Source organism: Acanthopleuribacter pedis, from assembly GCF_017377855.1.
Taxonomy (GTDB): domain Bacteria; phylum Acidobacteriota; class Holophagae; order Acanthopleuribacterales; family Acanthopleuribacteraceae; genus Acanthopleuribacter; species Acanthopleuribacter pedis.
The window spans coordinates 39,748-58,256 of record NZ_JAFREP010000015.1 but is presented as its reverse complement, the minus strand read 5'-3'; the positions used below and the strand labels follow the sequence as shown (position 1 = coordinate 58,256).

Here is an 18,509-nt window from a genome sequence, read left to right as displayed (position 1 = left end):
TGGATTTAGCGGCGCAGGCCGATGGCGATGCGGTTAATGGTGAGAAAACAGGCCGTGAGGCCGATGAAGAAACCCAGATCGGGAAAAAGCACCAAGCCTTCTGCAAAGTTTTGGAAGCGGGTTTGAATGTTGAGCGCGGGAACGGGTAGCACCATCAGGGTTCCGAGCAAACACAGAGACACCACAAAAGAGGATGTCTGGTTGGGGCAGAAGACGCCGGCACTAAGACACACCGCCAAACAGACCGCGCCAAAAAGCACGGCACCCAGGTAGCCGCCGAAAACCGGTCCCCAATCGAGATCGCCGAGTTGGGCAACCAGAAGTGGGAGGCCGAAGGTTGCGGCGAGGCCGACCAAAAGAATGATGAAGCTGCCGAGAAATTTCCCCAACACAATCGGCCAATCCCCGGCTTGGGTGAGCAAGAGCTCAAAACTGCCGGCGTGGTGCTCTTCTCCGTAGGCGCGCATCGCCAGAGCGGGGACAAACACCGTCAGGAAAAGGGGCAAGACCTGGAAGAACCCCACCAGGGAGGTGTGATTGCTTATAAAAACGTTGGTTGGCGCCGGGTTCCAAAATAAGGAGAAGGCCGGGGCGGCGGCGAAGACCACCGCGATCAGATAAAAAAACAGCGCGTTTAAGCCGTGGCGGATTTCTTTTTGGGCCACGGCCAGGGTGGCGATCATGAAGCCGAGACCTCGTTGTTGGTAAGTTGGGTGAACAGGTGTTCCATGGGATTCGCTTCCAGGTGCCAGCCGCCGATGTGCCAGCCGAGATCCGACCATTGTTTTACCGTTTTTGCCATGCGGTGATCGTCCCAGGTGCCGTGGATCCGGTAGCTGTAGAATCCTGAACCGGGGAGTTGTTTAAAGGACGGGTCCAGGTTGAGGCCTAAACCGCTGAGTTGGGCGCGCACGGTTTCCGGGTTTTGGTCCGTGACCAGGCAGGCGCGGGTGCGACTTTGGTTCAGCAGCGTGCTGGTGGCTCCGTTATAAACCAAGTGGCCCTGGTTTAGCACGAGAACGCGATCACACAATTCAGGAACGGGGTGAAGTTGGTGGGTGGAGAGCAGTACGGTGCGACGGCAGGCCAGTTTACGGATCAGCAGATGGATGTCTTTTATTTGGTTGGGATCCAGGCCGTTGGTGGGTTCGTCTAGAAGCAGAACCTCGGGGTTACCGAGCATGGCTTGGCCCAGGCCGATGCGTTGACGGGTTCCTTTCGACAGGTTGCCAACCGTTTGTTTGAGTAAATCGCCCAGCTTACACGACTCAACCGCTTCCTGAATTGCTTTGCGCGCTTGCTTTCCGCGTAACCCTTTGGCGCCGGCCGCAAATTGCAGGGCGTCGATCACCTGGAGGTCGTTGTAGAGCGGGTTGTGTTCGGGCAGGTAACCGATACGGGTGCGGACTTGCTTGCCTTGCTCAAAGGGATCGACCCCCAGCAAGCGGACAGAACCTTCATCTGGAAACAGATAACCCGCGATCAGTCGTTTGGTGGTGGTTTTTCCCGCGCCGTTGGGGCCCAAAAAGGCGGTAATTTCGCCGCGGTTGAGTTTGAAAGAAATGCCTTTCAGGGCATAGCGCGGTTTACCCCACACGGAGGAGAAGCGTTTTTTGACGTTATCGAGTTCGACCACCGCTTGTGTTGGTTGTTTTTCCAAAAAGGGACCTCTTGAATCACAAAAAAGGAAGGTGGGTGTCTTGCGAAAAAGCCGATTTACCGGGTGCTCGCGTGGGCTCGTACTGAGAAGGGCGTTTTCCTTCCTAGCCTGGGGAGGTGAAGCCGGCGAATCTGCAACAGGGTTCCAGGACTTAGATCGCTTTTTCACTTGAAGGTCGATACAGGTAGGCGATTTGCCGTTGACTTCCATGGACCACGTGCTAAGGTGGCGCGACATAGCAACTTAAACCTGATCAGAATGCATTCATTTAGAATAGAAGCAAGCCGCATTGTCTGGTCGGCTTTCGTCATTCCGAGGGCCGGCGCCGCGCGCCTTTCCGAATGGCTGCATAGAACGACCGCATTGTGGTAGCGCGGTCGATGGGTTGCCGGGGTCGGCCCGCTTATTGGCGAAACCATAGGACCATTGAGCAACAGGATGGGTGCGGTGCGTTCTTCGCGGCGCCCCATAGTGATAGACACGCTAAATCCTAACACAAGCGTCAGGAATCAGTTGTGACTGATTTGCGTTTTTATGATGATAACCCTATGAAAAATCTTGACTTCGGGTTTGCTTTTCAGATTTTTTTGGGATTGTCCGAGTGGGTTACCCTTGCCGTTTGGGACGGCTTGTGGGTGAATTTTCCGAAAACATCGGGGTTTGGGAGGTTGTGCCGTGTCGGAACGAAAGAAACTCGTCGCCTTTACCGGCGCCGGCGTGAGCGCGGGCAGTGGATTGAAAACCTACCGCGACCTTGACGGTCTCTGGACTCAAGAGAACCACGAAGCTGTTGCCTCGGTGACGGCCTGGCATCGGAACCGTGAGCCGGTGCTCGCCTTTTGGAATAAGGTGCTGACGAATGTACGTGAAGCTCAGCCCAACGACGCCCATCGGGCCTTGGCCGACCTTCAGGATCATTTGGATGTAACCGTCGTTACCCAGAATATCGACGACCTTCACGAACGAGCCGGTAGCAAACGGGTGCTCCATCTGCACGGTGAAATAACCAAGGTCCAAGGCGCTTTGGATCCAAAGGTTGTCACGTCCACCCCGGCCCATGGGTTCCGCTTGGGTGACAAATGTGCCCGTGGTAGCCAACTTCGTCCCCACATCGTTTGGTTTGGGGAGCCGGTTTTACACCTGGCCGCCGCCGCGGAGGCGATTGACGCGGCAGATCTCTTTTGGGTTATCGGTACATCTCTGACGGTTTATCCCGCCGCCGGCTTGGTTGACCTCGCCCGTTGCGCCGTGGATAAGGTGCTGATCAACCCTGGTTTTGTCGCCTGTGAACGCACGGACTTTCGGTTGGTGGCCGAGTGTGCAACCATCGCTTTGCCGCGTATGGCCGCGGCTTTGACGGGCTGAGGGGGTGACGCTCCGCACCGCTTCCGCCTGTCGGTTATCCGGTTTCGCTTGGTGCGCGGGGCGTGCTGGGGTAAGCTAGCGCGTATTTCTCGCGGTGCGTCCCCCGAGCATCCTTGTCTGGAGGTGGTTGATGGTTGAAGCCGGTCGACCCATTTCTGATCCCCGCATGTTGGCGGTTCGTTGTCTTGTAACCGCGGCCCGGCAGCGTTTATTGGTGCCCGAGGCCATGGCCCGGTTTGCCTACCAACTCGATGCTCGGGACTTGGCCTTTGCTCATGAAATTGTTTACGGGACCTTTCGGTTCCTACCCGGCTTGGAGCAGGTGTTGCGACAGTTTTGTCCCAAGCCCAAATTCCCTCCCGAGGTCCATTGGTTGTTGCTCGCCTCGCTTTATGAGTTGGGTTTTATGCGTTCCGCCGATTACGCGACCATTGACCAGGCCAACCGCAACATCAGGAAGCTGGGTTTTCCACGCCTGAAAGGTTTGGTGAACGCGGTGCTACGCAATGCACAGCGGGCCGGGGACGATCTTTGGCGGGAACGGGACCAGGCCTCTTGGCTTTTACCGCGCTGGTTGGAAAAACTGCTCGTGAAGCAACACGGACCGGAACGGGTCGCAACCTGGATCAAACGTTGGTCCGAACGTGGTTTGCTCAGTTACTGGCACCAAGGCGGCGAATTGCCGGGAGACGATGCGGTGTTGTCTGGGGACGACGTTGTATCGCCGGTGTTACCGCACTGCCGACGCCGAGAAGGGGCGGTGCCGGAGGCTTGGCTGGAGCAAGGCGTCTACATCCAAAACGAATCGTCGCAATTGATCGCCCATGTTGCCGTCGGTTTGAGCCCGGCCAAAGCCATTGATTTATGTTCCGCGCCGGGCGGCAAGGCTTGTTACCTCGCGGCGTTTTCGCCTGAGACTGAACTCACCGCCTGCGATTTGGATGAATACCGACTGGGTCTCATCCGTCAGAACCAACGGCGCCTGAACCTGAACTTCCCATTGATTGTCGGCGATGCGACCCAAATGAACTGCACTGGTGAATTTGATTTGGTGATGCTTGATGCGCCCTGCAGCGGCATTGGAATTTTAGGCCGGCATCCCGAAATTAAACGGCACAAGGAAAAGCCCGCCGACGCAGCCATGTTTGACGTGCAAGCCGCTTTGATGAAAGCGGCTTGGCAATACGTAAAGCCGGGCGGCCATGTGCTTTATTCCGTTTGTTCGCTTGATCAAAATGAGATCCCCGCCTTGCCCGAGGACGCGCACATTGCCAATGATCGGTTGAAGGAATTGATCCCGGCGGGGGCACCGGTGGTATGGCAAGAAAACGGCCTGCTCATCGAGCCGGACGTTGCCTTTGACGGCTTCCAAGCGGTGTTGCTGCAAAAGCCCTGATGGTGAAGGTCGGCAGCGACCCCGGTCTTTTGCGAGGTGCAAATTTAAGCATGGCGAGGGCGTTGGTAGGCTTTGGCTAAACGCTAATGCGGGTGGGAAGGCGTTGCCGTTTAAGGTGTCGAAATTGTGTGAAGGATGAAGTGATCGGCGGTTTGGTGCCCGACGCTTTGGGTCGGAGAAAACGATGAGTTAGCCATCTTCCCGAGAAGAATCGTGTTCTTTTTTATGAGGTGGAGAACTTGGTCCGCGGTAATGACGTGGGTTTCTCTCAGATTTTTTGCCTGAAAAAAATGTCGGGAAAAATAGGGCTAGCCGATGCTTTTTTTAAAAAACAGAAAGTGTTCGCTAGAGCAGGGTGTTGGTGTTCCCCATGCGTTTGCGCAGCATCAGCGGGACCAATTCCCCCTTCTTGAACAGGCGGGTGTCACCGAAGTCCGACAGGCGCTTGCTTTCAAAAAGGTAGCGGATGCACGAGATGATGTACTCAAAGTTCTCGTATTCGTTTTCTTTCTTTTTGGTTTTGTACATTGCTTCGATGGCGTTGAGCTGCGAGATCAGCGCGTCCTCGGTTGGCCCTTTCTTGGGGGCCTTTTTGGCTTTTTTGGTGGGCTTTTCTTTGCGCAGACCGGTTAACTCGTAAAGGGCTTCCAGTTTCTTGTCGATCTTTTTTTTGCTTTTGGGGGTCGACCCCTTCTGGGGCGTGGACGTGTTCATCTTGGCGTGGTGTTGCAAAATATAGGGCACCGAGTCCATGTTGCACTGGTGGTAGCGCTTGGATTCCATGATCCAGCCCAGGTTGCTAATGTTGACCCGCGGCGAGATGTTGTCGGAAATATTTTCGACAAAAGGTTTAACCGCGGTCTCAAACGAAGCTTCAACGCTGTCGAAGCGGTTGAGCACGTAGTAAACCCGAAAGTACTCCACCATGTCGTTGAGCATTTGCACAATGGGGTGGTCGTTGGTTTCCTCGCGTAATTGATCGAGAAACACGTCGAGGTTGGCAATGTCGTGCTCGTAGACATCTTCGGCCATGTCGATTTTCTCATTGATCGCTTCAGGGTTAATCGCGCCGCGCGCAAAGTACTCGTACACCGGTGAGCCGATATGGAACACTTCGCGTACCTTGCGGAATAGGGCTGCTTTGACAATATCAGATGCGGCGAGGGTTGCCGCTGGGTGGTTGGGGGTGAACACCAAAATGCCCGTGTTGCTGTGCGGCAAAAAATCGGTAACCAAGGGATCCAAACCGGCGCGTAAATCCAGAATCACAAAGTCGGCATCGAGTCCGTTGACCGCGTCGATCATTTTGTTGCGGTCGTTTTGGTCCAGGTTCGCAATCGAATTGATCATGTGGAGCGGGGAGGCGACGAAGCCGAAATTGTTAAATGCGCGCTCGGGATCCAGAATCAGCGGCAGGGTGGTGATGCATTCGTCGAGAGAGGCCCCTTTTTTGTAAAAATGGTAAAGATCACGCCGGATTGGCGCGCCGATCACATTGCGGATTGAGGAGGTGCCCGTGTCGAGGTCGACGAGTACCGTTTTACCGAATTTCGAAAGACAGAGGGCGAGGTTTATGGCAAACGAAGTTTTGCCGACGCCGCCTTTTCCCGAGGAGATGGGAATGATTCTTTTGGTCATGGGCGGTAGATCCTTTGGGGACGTCCGGGGAATCGGTGGAAACAGAAAGCAACAGCCGGCATCATGAAGGGGAATCGCGACACTTACTTGAAATCAAATCATGGGTACGCCGTAAGATGGAACGAACGCCGGCGACACGGGACCGAGGTCTGCCTTTCGCCGCATAAAGGTGGCCTTCTCGAATCGGCCACGTCCTACCATGCAAGCAAGCGAAACGGGCTAAAACCGAAGAGGCGCGAAGCGAGGGGTTTTGGCTAAAGATCTGGAGCGAAATGGTTTGGAAAAACGGAGGCGTACCCGTAGGGTGCGGTGAGCATTTTTACAGGCCGTTTCAGCCCAGAGGTTTAGCCAAAATCGCCGCGAGTTATTGCGCTTCTTAGGTAAAATAACACTCGGAAAGAACCTCATCATAGGCGCTTTTAGGGATGTCTGTCAATGGAGCCGGCCCAGCGTCCTAATGAAAAGAACCCTTGGCGCGAGGCAGCTTTTGGAAGAAACCTTTTTTACCTGTCCGACCTGTTGGCAGCGCATCTCGATGCTGCTCGATACGAGTGTCGCCCACCAACGGTATATCGAAGATTGTGAAGTCTGTTGCAATCCTATTGAAATCGCGTACCAGGTTGAGCACGGCGAGATCGTCTCTTTTCAGGCCGAGGCGATTCCTTGAACACGGCCTTGTCATTTCCCGCTTGGTGAATGTGTGGCAAGCTTCTATGCTAAAGAACTCGAGAGAAACCGTGGAACGGCGAGCCGGGGAGGTTACCTTGGGCGGAAAAGCGACCCTGTTGGTGGTTGAAGATGAAGTTTTTACCCGAAAAATGATGGGCCTCCATCTCGAAAAAGCGGGTTACCGGGTGCGTGCCGTCGGCAACGGGCGCGAGGCACTCGATGCACTGGAAGAACAAGGCGTGGACATGGTCCTCGCCGACGTGTTTATGCCCGAGATGGACGGTCCCGCCCTGCTCGAAGCGATTCGCCAAACCTGGAGCGAGCAGGATCTGCCCGTATTGATGCTTACCTCCGTGGACGACCGCGACAAAATCGTCGAATTTTTTACAGCGGGTGCGAATGACTGCATCACCAAACACAAAGACCCCGCCGTTCTGCTCATCAAAATCAAACAACATTTGGAGCTGTCCAGCCTGCGGCGTTATGCCCAAAAAGCACCGACCGAACGCGAGCCTGAGTTTCGTGAACCCAACGACGGCCTCTGGAAATGGAACCTAGCCGACGGCAAAATTTTCTTTTCGCCGCGCTGGAAGGGGATTCTCGGTTTCCAGGCGGATGAGCTGCCCGACCATTTGGACACCTGGTTTTCTCGGATTCATCCCGCCGATTTTGAGCGGGTTTCCCGAGCACTCCGTGCGCATCAGCAGCAACAGAGCCCCCACTATGAAGCCGACTATCGCGTTCGGCTCAAAGGCGGGAATTACCATTGGGTTCACGATTTCGGTATCGCCGTTTTTGATCGCAAGGAAGGTCGGGCCACCCACATGGTCGGTGCCATGAGCTGGATTCTGCCGCGTAAGGAATGGGAACGAGAGCGCAAGGTCATTGCCAACGAACTCCGGGTGATCCGCGGCCTGGTGCATGAAATTACCCCGCACGCCCACCTCGACCCCGACTTACACAAAGCCGTGGAAGCTTTAGGCGAACACTTTGATTTGTTGACCAGCAAAATGGAGACGCTCATCTCCGACGATGATTAAACCGATAGGCGTGGTTTCTCGCGCCTTTTTAGATTTAAGAGCGCGCCTCGAAGGTGAACCATGCTTCCTCCGGCCGCTTCGGTGAATGAAGTCCTTGCACCGCACCGCCGTTTTGCACCAAGATGACCTGTTAGCCTGCATGGCTTACAACCTAAGAAGCGCGATAAAAGTGAGGGATTTTGGCTAAAGATCTGGAGCGAAATGGTTTGGGAAAAGCGGAAGCGCACCCACTGGGTGCGGTGAGCATTTTCACAGACCGTTGCAGCCTAGAGGTTTAGCTAAAATCACCGCGAGTCGCGCTTCTTAGGTACAAGGATTCGCGGCAGATTCCTTGTAAGCCATGCGGGTTGGGAAGGCCGTTACGACTTTTGATCTTTGAGGGAAGCAATGCTTCAAATGAAAAATGCCTGCGAAAGTTGCAATTCGACACTGGTGCTTAAAAGCCCCTGCTTTATTTGTAGTTATGAATGCACCTTTTGTCCCGACTGTAGCAAACGTTTTAAATTCGTTTGCCCCAATTGTCGCGGCGAACTCGTTGCGCGTCCCAAGCGCAATCCGGCCCCCGTCACCTCGACCGGCTCTTTCTGAGCACAGCTACCACCACTTTTCAAAGTACAGATTTGCGAAACCACGGTCCGGCAGGGTGGTGCTCAGCGCGTCGATCATGGCTGGCGGCCCGCACATGTAGGTGTCGACCGCGCCCGGTTCATCCACGAGCGCGACCCAGGTCTCTGCTGAAGGACGGCCGAACTCATGGCGGATACCCTGTTCATCCAATTCACGCCGGCGAGCTTGCACCGCTTCCGGCACGGGGGCCGTGAAGAAAAAAGAAACCTTGTGGTGCGGGTTTTGCCGAGCCAAGGCGCGGATGGGCTCGGCAAAAAGGGTTGTGTCGGGATCTTTGCTGCAATAGGCGAGGGTGATCGGCCGCGTGGGGTCGCTGACGGCGGCGGTCTGGAAAATGGACCACATTGGGTTGATGCCAATCCCACCGGCGATCAGGAACAGGGGGCGGGTTTGTTGCGGCCGCCACACACAATCGCCGCCCACCCGAATCGCAACCCGGTCGCCCACGGCGAGTTGCCGGTGAATCGCTTGGGTGACCGGGTGACGCCCTTGCCGCACCGCCAAGCCGAGGCCGCGACGCGTCTGCATCTCACCCGGGGTGGAGGTCATGGAGTAACCACCGGCGCGATCAATACCCTGCACCACCAGATCGACCCATTGCCCGGGGGCGAAGGGGACGGCGGTGTCGAGGCTCAGCCACACCGTGACGACCGCCGCGTTCACGGTGTGTTTTTCGGTGATAACGGCTTCTTGGAAGCCCGCGGGTGGAAACGGCATGGGCGGTTCCTTCAGCACGTTAAGGGAGGGCCTTTTTCAAATCAATCGCGCGGTACTCAATGGGTTTGAGGTTGTCCGTAACCGGTTGAAATTGCTTGTCGTAGTGGCCCCACTGGCTATTTGCGAGGAAGGTGAAGGTATCGCCGACCAAGGTGCCCAGGGTGGGTTCGTCAAAGGCGGGATGATTGGCCGCCAGCACCTTTTGGCCGGTCAAAGCGCGCCCGTTTTTTGCCAATTGAAATGCCGCTACCCGATGGGGTTTGACACCGTTTTGAATCAGGATGAGATGGTTTTTGTAGCGAACCAAACCATCGCCGCCCGAGGTTAACAGGTTGGCCGGTGCGCTGAGAGGTTGGATCGTTTTGGTTGCGATATCAACCACCAGCAGGCCGAAGCTGTAATCAGCCACATAAAGAAGGGATTCGTCGGCCGACAGTGCAAGGCCTTGCGGTGAACGGAGCAATGGGGAGCGCAGCCAAGGTTCCGGCTGGTCCTGCCAGGTTTCACCCTTGTCTTTGACCTGTGGCTTGCGGTAAATCACCCCGGCCGTGCTGTCGCTGAGGTAGAGTACCCCGCGTTTGTCGCTGATGACCTCCCCGATCACGGAGGGGTTTTCGGCGTCACCGAAAAAGTGAACACCCAGGGACTTTCCGTCTTTGAGGCGCAGCTTCATGAGCGCCGAGCGACCGTTCATGTCGCCGCAACCCGCCTTGGTTTGGTCCATGCAAGCACTGGTGACCCACAGACTTTTTCCGTCGCGGCTTAAGGTTAAGCCCAAGATGCTAAAGGGCAAAAGGCCGGGTTTGGCCGGGTCGAACGCCAGCCAATCGGTGACCGTTCCCCGTGCATCGCGGCTGATAATTTTGCGCTGGTGAATGCTGCTGATGAAATAGCGTTTGCCGCCGGGGTCGAAGACCAAACCTTCTGGAAAAAGATCTGGTTGATCGATCGTAAAGGCCGCGGTGCTGTGGTCGATCAACTGACGGTTGGCGGCGAACTTCTGGGCCACCGCCGCGTAAGCCGGCTGCTCCGTCAACTGCTTAAACGAGGGGTCCTTGCCGACGTCGAGGTCGTAACCCATGTCGGCAATGGCGTTAAGCTGGGCCAGGGTTTCCACCGTGTGACCGTTGAGGCTCAGCGCGACGGTAAGGTAGTAACGACCGAGGAAATTTTGCGGGAATGCCTGGTGGCAGCGACGCGCCTGTTCGAGCAGCGCGGCTTGATCGCCGGCTTTAAAGGCTTCGCGAACAGCCTGGCGCGCGGCCATGTGTTCTGCCACATCGACGTCGGAAAAGAGTAAAGAAAACCAGAGAAAAAGCGACACGAGGGCTCCTTTGTGTGCTTTTGCCCGGCGCCCTCGTTTGGTCGGTGATGAAGGCGTTACAGGCCCAAGCGTTTTTTGAGGAAATTAATGCGGCGATCCGCCTTGACGTTATCGTCCTTGCCGGCCAAGTAGATTTCAGCCAATTCTTTGGCCTCGGGCCGTTTCTCTTGAACCGCCCAGGCCGCCGCTAAAAACAACAACGACGCATCTTTGGTTTTTTCTGCCAATAATTTGCACTCATCATAGCGTTCCGACTTCTTGCGTTCCATGGCATTGAGTAAATCGAGGTACTTGGGCTCCAGGCGCAAGGGATGTTCTTCCTTGAGCAAGGACAGGTAGCCTTCGCGGTTGTTCTTATAAAGGCGCACGATATTTTTGGTGGCCGAATCCGCGTCGATAGAACACAACCAATCGAGGTATGAGGTTTCTTTGCGCGCTACTTCCGACAACGCCCAGCCGCGGTATTTGCCGCGGGTTAACGTGGGTTCACTTTGGTTGCCGGTCCAAGCCAGCCAACCACTGCCGCCCACGGGCAGGCGTTCGGGTTCCGCCAGCATGGTCAGTTCATCAAGAGAAGTCGGCAGGTCGGGATGCTTTTCGAACATACCCAAAAAGCCCTTGCGGGTGCAGGCGCAATCGTAAACCGCGTCATGGGCTTCCTCGCTGTCCATCGGTTCGCCCGTGTAGTGCTGGAAAAACCAGGCCAAGGTGCGCGGATTCATCTTTTGGTTCAATTCGAACAGGTCGAGAATCGGCAGGGGCGGGAAGGGGCGGTCGGTTGCAGCCACCTCGCGACGCAAGACGGGGACATCGAATTTGCGGATGTTAAAGCCGGAAAGAACGCTGTCTTGAATGAAGGCCAGCACGTCGTCGACGATGTCGGCAAACGTGGGGGCGTCCACCACGTCGGCATCCGTAATACGGTGAATTTCGGTGGACTCGGGGGGGATCGGCATGCCGGGATTTACCAAACTCTGGTAGATTTTTTCGCCGCGAATCATCGCGATTTGCACTATTTTGCAATCGGCTTCCAAGCCGGTTGTTTCCAAATCAAACACCACGAGTTTTTCCAGGTCGAGTGCAGCTTCTCTTGACATACGTTTCCTATCCCAAATCATTGATCACGATACGTTGTGTGTGCGCCGGGTATCCTCGGTAGCGGCCCTTGCCGTTCAAGCTGTTTGAAGGCAGCAGGGTTCTTGGCCGGCGCGAAAGCCCAAGCATAGCAGGAAAACGAGCAAACACCCGTTTTTCTGATTAAATTCCTCCGGTCAAGCCGGTTAGCCCGCATTTCTCACAAGGCTTTCAGCTTCGCGGCAGAATTCCTTGTGCGCGAAATGCGGGCTAGATCAAACTACGCCGGTTCTCGAAGGCTTTGGCCATGGTGACCTCGTCGCAATAATCCAGCGAGGCGCCGATGGGAATACCGACCCCAATCCGCGTGACCTTCACCTTGCCGGCACTGGGCAGGTTGGCGAGCATGTCGGCCAGATACATCGCCGTGGCTTCGCCTTCGACCGTGGGGTTGGTGGCGAGAATGACTTCTTGCACCGTTTCATCCTCGAGGCGTTTGAACAGTTCGCCGATGCGCAAATCCTCGGGACCGATCCCGTTGACCGGGGAGAGGACGCCTTGGAGCACGTGGTAATAACCGCGAAAGCCGCCGCTGCGTTCGATGTTGGCCAGGTTGGCCGCGTCTTCAACCACGCAAACCACCTGTTCTTCGCGATCCGGGCGACCGCAGATGTCGCATTGTTCGGTGGCGCTGATGTTGTAGCAGGTGCGGCACCACTGCAAACTCTCTTTCAGTTCTCGCAGTGCCGCCGCCAATTGAAACGCGTAGTCATGCTCGCGGGCGAGCACGTAATACGCCAGTCGTTGGGCCGTTTTCCCGCCGATTCCGGGCATCTCGCCCAGCAGGCGCACCACGGCTTCCAGTGCATTACCTTGGGTCATGAGTGATGCCGCCTGTTACTTGCGGAACAGGTTGGCGATTTGCGAGAGGTCGATATTGCCCAGCATGTTGCCCATCTGACCTTTGATTCGTTCATCGGCCTGCGCGTAGGCGTCGCTGAGGGCGACCAGGACCAGGTCCGCCAGGTATTCTTTGTCGTCGGGCGCGTTGGGTGCGAATTCGATCTTGGTGACTTCTTTGTTGCCGTTGATGGTGACTTTGACCATTTCGCCGGCCGCGTGGCCGTGGATTGCCATTTTGGCCAAACGGTCCTTGATTTCCTGTTGTGCTTGCTGGGCCTGGCCCATCATCTGCTGAATTTGGTTCATGTCGAACATGGATTCGCTCCCTTTCTGTAGCAGTCGATCACGGGGATCGGTAGTTTTCCGGCGTGGTTCCGTCTTAAAACGGGCCTCGACGAAACCGGTTATTTGTCCAGAATCTTACAATTAATAATGGTACCGCGGTATTGTTCGATCAATTGTTGCACGACGGGATTCGCTTTTACCGTGGCCAGTGCCTGTTGATCCCGTTCCTTGGCCGCCTTAATGCCGGGGTCGTTGCCGATGGAAAAGTTGAGGTTGAACTTACCGCGAAAAAATTTATCGGTGGCGTCCTGGAGAATGTTGTGGTTTTTGCCGGAGCGAACCATCGGGATTAGGTTGGCGTGCGAACGGTCAAAATAAAAGGTCAAGTTCTCGCCGTCGCGTTTGATGAAAAAGGCGTTGCCCATCAGGGCCGCGACAGCGGGTTGTTGTTCGCGACGAATGTAATCGAGCAACTGTTTTAATTGCTCCTGACCTTTTGCGAGTTCGCTGCTGTCGACCTTTTTGAGTGGCTTGACCGGGGCAAGCGGTGGCGGCGGCGCAAAATTGTTTTTGCCGGAGGCGTCATTTGCGGCGGCGCCGCGGGTAACGTTGCCTTTGGTTGTCTGGGGCGATTTTGCCGCGGCGTTTCTACGGGCTATCCGTTTTTTTTTTCGTTCTCGACGAAGGTTTTAAGATCGTCCAACATGCGTTCAATGGGTACCAGCTTGCGCTGTTCCAACAACTTCAGAAATACCAACTCAAAAGCGTAACGCGGGCTGGCGGCTTGACGGAAAACCGGCTCGTGTTTCACCAACACATCAAGCATGCGAATCAAATCGGGGGTTCCCATGTCACCCAGGGTTTCCTGGTGGCTGTCGCCGTGGCCGTAACGACGCTCGAGTAATTCACTGGTATCGGCACAGCTTTTGAGGACGATGGAGTCGCGGATGAAACCCGTGAAGGTTTCGTAGACCTGTTTGAGGTCGTGTCCGTAGTGGACCAGTTCATTAATACGCCCAAAGACCTGATCGGCGGATTGTTTGACCACACCGGTTAATAAGTCGATGAGGATCGCGTCTTCAACCACGCCCAAAATCGAACGCACGTCGAGACCCGTGATTTTTTCGCCGGATGCCGCGATGACTTGGTCGAAAATGGAAAGCGCGTCGCGCATCGAGCCGCCGGAGGCTTGGGCGACCAAGGTCAGCGATTCGTCGTCGATGTCCAGCTTGCTGCTGTCGGCGATGACGCGCAGGCGGGCCTCGATTTTAAACAAAGGGATTTGGCGAAAATCGAACTGTTGGCATCGCGACAGGATGGTCGCGGGGATTTTGTGCAGCTCGGTGGTGGCCATGATGAAAACGACGTTGGGCGGGGGCTCTTCCAGTGTTTTCAACAAAGCGTTGAAGGCACTGGTCGTGAGCATGTGTACTTCATCAATAATGTAGATTTTGTAGCGGTCGCGGGCCGCGTTGTAACGCACCAGTTCGCGTAACTCGCGAATGTTGTCGACCGAGTTGTTGGATGCGGCGTCAATTTCAACCACATCTAAAGCATTGCCCAACTTGATCTCTTCACAAGACGGACATTTTAAGCAAGGCGTGTCGGTTGGGCCTTGTTCGCAGTTAAGTGCCTTGGCGAAAATACGTGCCGAAGACGTTTTGCCGGAACCCCGCAGGCCGGCAAACAAATAAGCGTGATGGACGCGGTCGGACTTTATCGCGTTCTTAAGAGTCTGACTAACGACCTCTTGGCCGACCAAGTCATCGAATGTCTGCGGGCGCCACTTAAGGGCGGTAACTTGAGACGCCATAAACTTGGTCCTATCACGAAAATAAGGTTGAACAATCAGACACCGGTGCCCGGGAAGTCATACTTAGTGCTGCTCCCGTCAAGGCCTGACACGGTTCGTAAACACCCGCCACCGATGCCCGATTCTTCAACCTTATTTTTTTAACAACTGCTTTTTGACACTTGATAGATGGCGGAGAGGGAGGGATTCGAACCCTCGGTGACGTTGCCGCCACACACGCTTTCCAGGCGTGCTCCTTCGACCACTCGGACACCTCTCCGTGTCAAACCCGCCCAAGATATCATGGGGTTTTTGAAGATGCCAAGAGAAAAAGTAAAATAATGATGTAAATGTTTGAAATTGGTGAGTTTGTTGTTGGCTTTTGGGTTTTTTGAGACTGGGCGGCCCTGAAACCGACCTTTTTTTTCAGCTTTTTCGCCGGTTTTTCCCCGCTTCCACGCGTTGATAGGGGGTGACCTGCAATCCCCCCACCCACCGGATTCGCGTCGCCGGCCCTCCGCCGTTTTCCTTGACGCCCCTAACCCTGCATCGTGCTATCTTTTTAGCGATCCCCTCGTTAGCGATCCCCCCGCGTTTACCATCCCGGCGGACCCGTTCATCCTAAGGAATTCCGTTCTTAGGGCCGTGTCGGCCTTTCAAATTGTGTGAAGGAGCTTCCTTTATATGGAACCATTTGAGCCACCATCGTCCAACATGTACGAACCCCGACCCAATCGTCGTGAGGCTGCTTCAAGCATGCCCGAGCCGCCCTTCGAAGATCCCCATCGCAGTTCCGGGCTCATTGGGGCGGCCGGCCAAACCCTCGTTCAGGTTTATACCAATCCCTTCGACTTCTTCCGCGGTATCCGCGACGGGCGTTCGCCCGTGCCCGCCGTGATTTGGGCTACCGTGATTTACGCCGGTGGTTCCATCATTCAACAAATCTTCAGCATGATGTTCGGCGCGCAGCAAGCGCAGATGGAACCCATCAAACAGATGCTTGAAGAAATGTCGGGGTCGGGGCAGCTAAGCATTCCCGTTGATGATCTCATGGGCGCGGGCCAGATTTTGACCCTGCTGATGGTTCCCATCATTGTGTTTCTGGCGATCTTCATTTTTGTGCTGCTTCACTACGTCACCGCCTTGATTCTGGGCGCCGCCAAGCGGGACTTCGATGTGTACTTGCGGGTGATCGGTTACGCCTATACCTCCTTTGCGCCGACCTTCATTCCTTACCAGTTCTTGATTGCGTTTTCCCCCCTCATGAGCATTCCCGTCTCGGGCATTGGTTTTTTGATCTTTATTCACTACACCGCTTTGGTGACCATTGGTTTTTATGTGAACGGTGAAGAGGAATCTTCCATGCATCTGTTCAAATCCATATTCGTTGCCCTTGCCCCGATTTTGATTTGCTGCTGCTTAGGCATTGGCATGGTGATCATGTTCTCCGCCATGATTGGCGCCGCCGGCGCCGGTATGGGCGGCTAGCTTGGTTTCCCCCGTGACCGGCATCCATGAGCGAACCTAACCCAAATCCCCGCGCACGCCATGGTGCGCCGCCGGCGTTCGATGTCGCCGGTCAAGGTTGTCGCGCGTTCCACGCGGCAACCTCGGGGGCCCGGTTGCGCCTTGATTAAGTGGGCCTCAATGGCATCCTGGCAACGACCTCGGTTTGCCTGGCGTGCTCGCCGTCGCGGTGACATCGCCTATGGTTATGTTTATGTGTGCGTGGGCTTGTTGTCCCTGTTGGTGATGCCGATTTTGGCCTTGATGTTTCGGCTGCCTTGTCCCTTGCGGCGCGCCACCGGTATCGCCTGCCCCACCTGTGGCTTAAACCGCATGCTTGCCGCTGTATTACGCGGCGATTGGTGGCAAGCCTTCTGGTTTAACCCCGGCTTTGTCGTCGCTTCAGGCCTGTTCGGCATCTGGCTTTTGATCGACATTTACGGCTTCCACAAAAGCAAGATTCTGTTGGTTCGTCCCGAATCGGTTCCCGCATTTCGCAACTGGTTTCTGTTGCTGGGCGGGCTCAACTGGCTTTACCTGATCATCTTCAATCTTCATTTCGGCTGATACCGGGGGGTCAGGGCGGCCAAATCATGGGGATAAGTATCGAAGCCGTGACCCACAACAGCAAATTGAGGGGTAAGCCGATACGGGTGAAATCCGAGAATTTATACCCGCCCGGTCCAAACACGATGGTGTTGGTTTGGTAGCCGATGGGTGTCGCGAAGCTGGCCGAGGCGCCAAAGGTGATCGCCACCAGCAAAGGTTTTGGGTCGATGCCCATGTTTTGTGCAACCACCAGGGTGATGGGGGTGAGGAGCACGGCCGTGGCGTTGTTGGAGAAAAACTCCGTCAGCAGGTTGGACATTAAATACAGCGCGGAGATCATAACCAGCGGTCCCCAGGGGCCGAGGATTTGGATGAGGTTTTCCGCCAGCAGGCTCGCCATGCCGGTTTTGTCCATCGCCAAGCCAAGCGGAATGGTGCCGGCGAGCAGGAACAGCACCGAACTGTCGAGGGCGTTCATGGCGTCTCTGAAGCGGATGCAGCGCAACAGCAGCATCAGCAAGGCGCCGACAATCGCCATGGTGGCGATGGGGAAAACGCCAAGGGCCGACAGCGAAACCACGCCGAGCATAATCGCCAAGGCCAAGGGGGCTTGGCGTGGAAACCGCAAACTGCATTCAATGCCTTCGATCAAAAGTACATTTTCGCTTTCCTGTAGCTTGCGCAAACCTTCCGGGTCGCTTTGGATCAACAGCACGTCGCCGCTGCGAATCTTCATGTTGCCGAGGCGGTAGATGTGCTGGCGGCCGAGCCGGCGGAGTGCGAGCAGGTGTACGCCGTAATCGCGAAACAAGCCGATATCGGCAAGCGCGCGGTTACCGAAGTGTGAGTTGGGTGTAACCACCGCCTCGGTGGTGGCCAGATCAATGTGTTTGATATTGACGCGGTCCCCGTCGGCGACCGCGTAACCCGCGAGGTTTTCACCGTCCGTGAGTTTGTTGATGGTGTTGGCGTCGGCTTCAAGCACGACCGCGTCGCGTGCCGCGAGTTCTGTTTCCAGGTCGGGTGTGAAAATAACCTGTTCGTCGCGGACCAATTGCAGGACGCGGACCTTTTCCTTGGGAAACACCTCGCCCAGCTTTTTGCCGGGGTAGCGGGAGCGCGCCATGATGATCATTTCGGTAATAAAGGAAGAGCGTTTTTTGCTGTCGAGCAATTGGCTGAGGAGGGTGCGTTCCGGCAACAAACGTTGCGAGAACAAAATGATGTAAATGAAACCAATGGTCCAGAAGGGGATACCCAGGGAGGCAAATTCAAAGAAGGTAAAACCGGGGCCGCCGCTACCGCGAAACAGGCTGTCCACCAGGATGTTGGTGCTGGTGCCGATTAAGGTGCAGGTTCCGCCCAAGATGGCGAAGTAGCTGATGGGAATCAGCAATTTGGAGGGTGCGGTATCAAAGTGTTTGGCGATCGCCAGGATGACCGGGACCAACATCACCACAATCGGGGTGTTGTTGACGAAGGCGCTGAAAAACGAGGTAGTAATGCCGGTGACCACCAGCAAAACCAATAACCGGCCCGCCGCCATGCGTTCCAGGCCGACGGTGATGTAGTCGACCACCCCGGTGCGAACCAAACCGCTACTGAGGATGAACATCGCGGCGACGGTGACCACCGCCTGGTTGGAAAAACCACTAAAGGCTTCGCTTGGTTCGAGAATGCCGGTGATCAACAAAGCCGAGATGGTGATCATCGCGGTGATCTCTGTACGAACCCACTGGCCCATTAGCAAAACAACCGTGACGAGGGCGATGATGGAAAGCGCAATCATACCAACGAGACCGCCTGGGAAAGAATCGAGCAGGTCCAAACAATCGGTGCTCGATTCGGGGTACGCTCCTCGCCGGCAAGCTACCTATAAAAGATGCTGTTGCGGCGAAGGATGGTGAAACAGGGTGTTTCCATCATAACGCATATGGTGCCAAAACCCAGCAGCTTATCGCGTC

The 18,509-nt window shown here is 55.6% G+C and carries 18 protein-coding genes, 1 tRNA gene and 1 other RNA gene; 7 read left to right on the top strand and 13 right to left on the bottom strand.

Features of this window, described 5'->3' with window-relative positions; all coding sequences use genetic code 11:
* Positions 1-5: 5 nt before the first annotated feature.
* Together J3U88_RS16035 and J3U88_RS16030 are read right to left on the bottom strand one after the other, a co-directional pair.
* On the bottom strand, positions 6-683 hold the full coding sequence (locus J3U88_RS16035) for an ABC transporter permease (protein ID WP_207859935.1): 678 nt from the start codon (positions 681-683) through the stop codon (positions 6-8).
* Positions 680-1,660: an ABC transporter ATP-binding protein gene (locus tag J3U88_RS16030; protein ID WP_207859934.1), complete on the bottom strand. Its 981-nt coding sequence runs from the start codon at positions 1,658-1,660 to the stop codon at positions 680-682. Before J3U88_RS16030 ends, J3U88_RS16035 begins: the two co-directional genes overlap by 4 nt.
* Before the next feature lie 675 nt (positions 1,661-2,335).
* On the opposite strand from J3U88_RS16030, the gene J3U88_RS16025 reads away from it, so the two are divergent.
* Together J3U88_RS16025 and J3U88_RS16020 are read left to right on the top strand one after the other, a co-directional pair.
* On the top strand, positions 2,336-3,025 hold the full coding sequence (locus J3U88_RS16025) for a Sir2 family NAD-dependent protein deacetylase (RefSeq protein ID WP_207859933.1): 690 nt from the start codon (positions 2,336-2,338) through the stop codon (positions 3,023-3,025).
* Between the two features lie 130 nt (positions 3,026-3,155).
* Complete coding sequence (locus J3U88_RS16020; protein ID WP_207859932.1) at positions 3,156-4,421, top strand: transcription antitermination factor NusB; 1,266 nt, start codon at positions 3,156-3,158, stop codon at positions 4,419-4,421.
* Between the two features lie 345 nt (positions 4,422-4,766).
* On the opposite strand, the gene J3U88_RS16015 is transcribed toward J3U88_RS16020, so the two are convergent.
* Positions 4,767-6,059, bottom strand: a complete 1,293-nt coding sequence (locus J3U88_RS16015; protein WP_207859931.1) for an AAA family ATPase — start codon at positions 6,057-6,059, stop codon at positions 4,767-4,769.
* 487 nt (positions 6,060-6,546) lie between these two features.
* Between J3U88_RS16015 and J3U88_RS16010 the strand changes: the two genes are divergently transcribed.
* The 3 genes from J3U88_RS16010 to J3U88_RS35335 all read left to right on the top strand — a co-directional run bounded on the left by J3U88_RS16010 (position 6,547) and on the right by J3U88_RS35335 (position 8,356).
* Positions 6,547-6,726 (top strand): zinc ribbon domain-containing protein, encoded by a 180-nt coding sequence (locus tag J3U88_RS16010; RefSeq protein WP_207859930.1) that lies wholly within the window; start codon positions 6,547-6,549, stop codon positions 6,724-6,726.
* A 97-nt stretch (positions 6,727-6,823) separates the two neighbouring features.
* A complete protein-coding gene (locus J3U88_RS16005) occupies positions 6,824-7,768 on the top strand; it encodes a response regulator (protein ID WP_207859929.1) in 945 nt (314 codons plus the stop codon).
* A gap of 387 nt (positions 7,769-8,155) precedes the next feature.
* Positions 8,156-8,356 (top strand): DUF1272 domain-containing protein, encoded by a 201-nt coding sequence (locus J3U88_RS35335; protein ID WP_207859928.1) that lies wholly within the window; start codon positions 8,156-8,158, stop codon positions 8,354-8,356.
* Between the two features lie 6 nt (positions 8,357-8,362).
* On the opposite strand, the gene J3U88_RS15995 is transcribed toward J3U88_RS35335, so the two are convergent.
* The 9 genes from J3U88_RS15995 to J3U88_RS15955 all read right to left on the bottom strand — a co-directional run bounded on the left by J3U88_RS15995 (position 8,363) and on the right by J3U88_RS15955 (position 14,770).
* The gene (locus tag J3U88_RS15995; protein WP_207859927.1) at positions 8,363-9,112 is read right to left on the bottom strand and encodes a ferredoxin--NADP reductase; all 750 of its coding nucleotides are present in this window, start codon (positions 9,110-9,112) and stop codon (positions 8,363-8,365) included.
* A 19-nt stretch (positions 9,113-9,131) separates the two neighbouring features.
* Entirely contained in the window at positions 9,132-10,436 is a 1,305-nt protein-coding gene (locus J3U88_RS15990) for an SMP-30/gluconolactonase/LRE family protein (RefSeq protein ID WP_207859926.1), read from the bottom strand.
* Between the two features lie 56 nt (positions 10,437-10,492).
* Entirely contained in the window at positions 10,493-11,533 is a 1,041-nt protein-coding gene (locus tag J3U88_RS15985) for a 3'-5' exonuclease (RefSeq protein WP_207859925.1), read from the bottom strand.
* 247 nt (positions 11,534-11,780) lie between these two features.
* Entirely contained in the window at positions 11,781-12,392 is a 612-nt protein-coding gene (recR, locus tag J3U88_RS15980) for a recombination mediator RecR (RefSeq protein ID WP_207859924.1), read from the bottom strand.
* Positions 12,393-12,407: 15 nt separating this feature from the next.
* Positions 12,408-12,728 (bottom strand): YbaB/EbfC family nucleoid-associated protein, encoded by a 321-nt coding sequence (locus J3U88_RS15975; protein WP_207859923.1) that lies wholly within the window; start codon positions 12,726-12,728, stop codon positions 12,408-12,410.
* 89 nt (positions 12,729-12,817) lie between these two features.
* Positions 12,818-13,171 (bottom strand): hypothetical protein, encoded by a 354-nt coding sequence (locus J3U88_RS15970; RefSeq protein WP_207859922.1) that lies wholly within the window; start codon positions 13,169-13,171, stop codon positions 12,818-12,820.
* 182 nt (positions 13,172-13,353) lie between these two features.
* On the bottom strand, positions 13,354-14,511 hold the full coding sequence (dnaX, locus tag J3U88_RS15965; RefSeq protein WP_207859921.1) for a DNA polymerase III subunit gamma/tau: 1,158 nt from the start codon (positions 14,509-14,511) through the stop codon (positions 13,354-13,356).
* Between the two features lie 29 nt (positions 14,512-14,540).
* Positions 14,541-14,636, bottom strand: an RNA gene (gene ffs, locus J3U88_RS15960) — signal recognition particle sRNA small type.
* Between the two features lie 44 nt (positions 14,637-14,680).
* Positions 14,681-14,770: transfer RNA gene (locus J3U88_RS15955), tRNA-Ser, on the bottom strand.
* 404 nt (positions 14,771-15,174) lie between these two features.
* Between J3U88_RS15955 and J3U88_RS15950 the strand changes: the two genes are divergently transcribed.
* Positions 15,175-15,978, top strand: a complete 804-nt coding sequence (locus J3U88_RS15950; protein WP_207859920.1) for a YIP1 family protein — start codon at positions 15,175-15,177, stop codon at positions 15,976-15,978.
* Positions 15,979-16,137: 159 nt separating this feature from the next.
* Positions 16,138-16,563, top strand: a complete 426-nt coding sequence (locus J3U88_RS15945) for a DUF2752 domain-containing protein (protein WP_207859919.1) — start codon at positions 16,138-16,140, stop codon at positions 16,561-16,563.
* 10 nt (positions 16,564-16,573) lie between these two features.
* Here the strand turns inward: J3U88_RS15945 and J3U88_RS15940 are convergent, their stop codons facing one another.
* The gene (locus J3U88_RS15940; RefSeq protein ID WP_207859918.1) at positions 16,574-18,334 is read right to left on the bottom strand and encodes an SLC13 family permease; all 1,761 of its coding nucleotides are present in this window, start codon (positions 18,332-18,334) and stop codon (positions 16,574-16,576) included.
* Positions 18,335-18,509 lie beyond the last annotated feature (175 nt).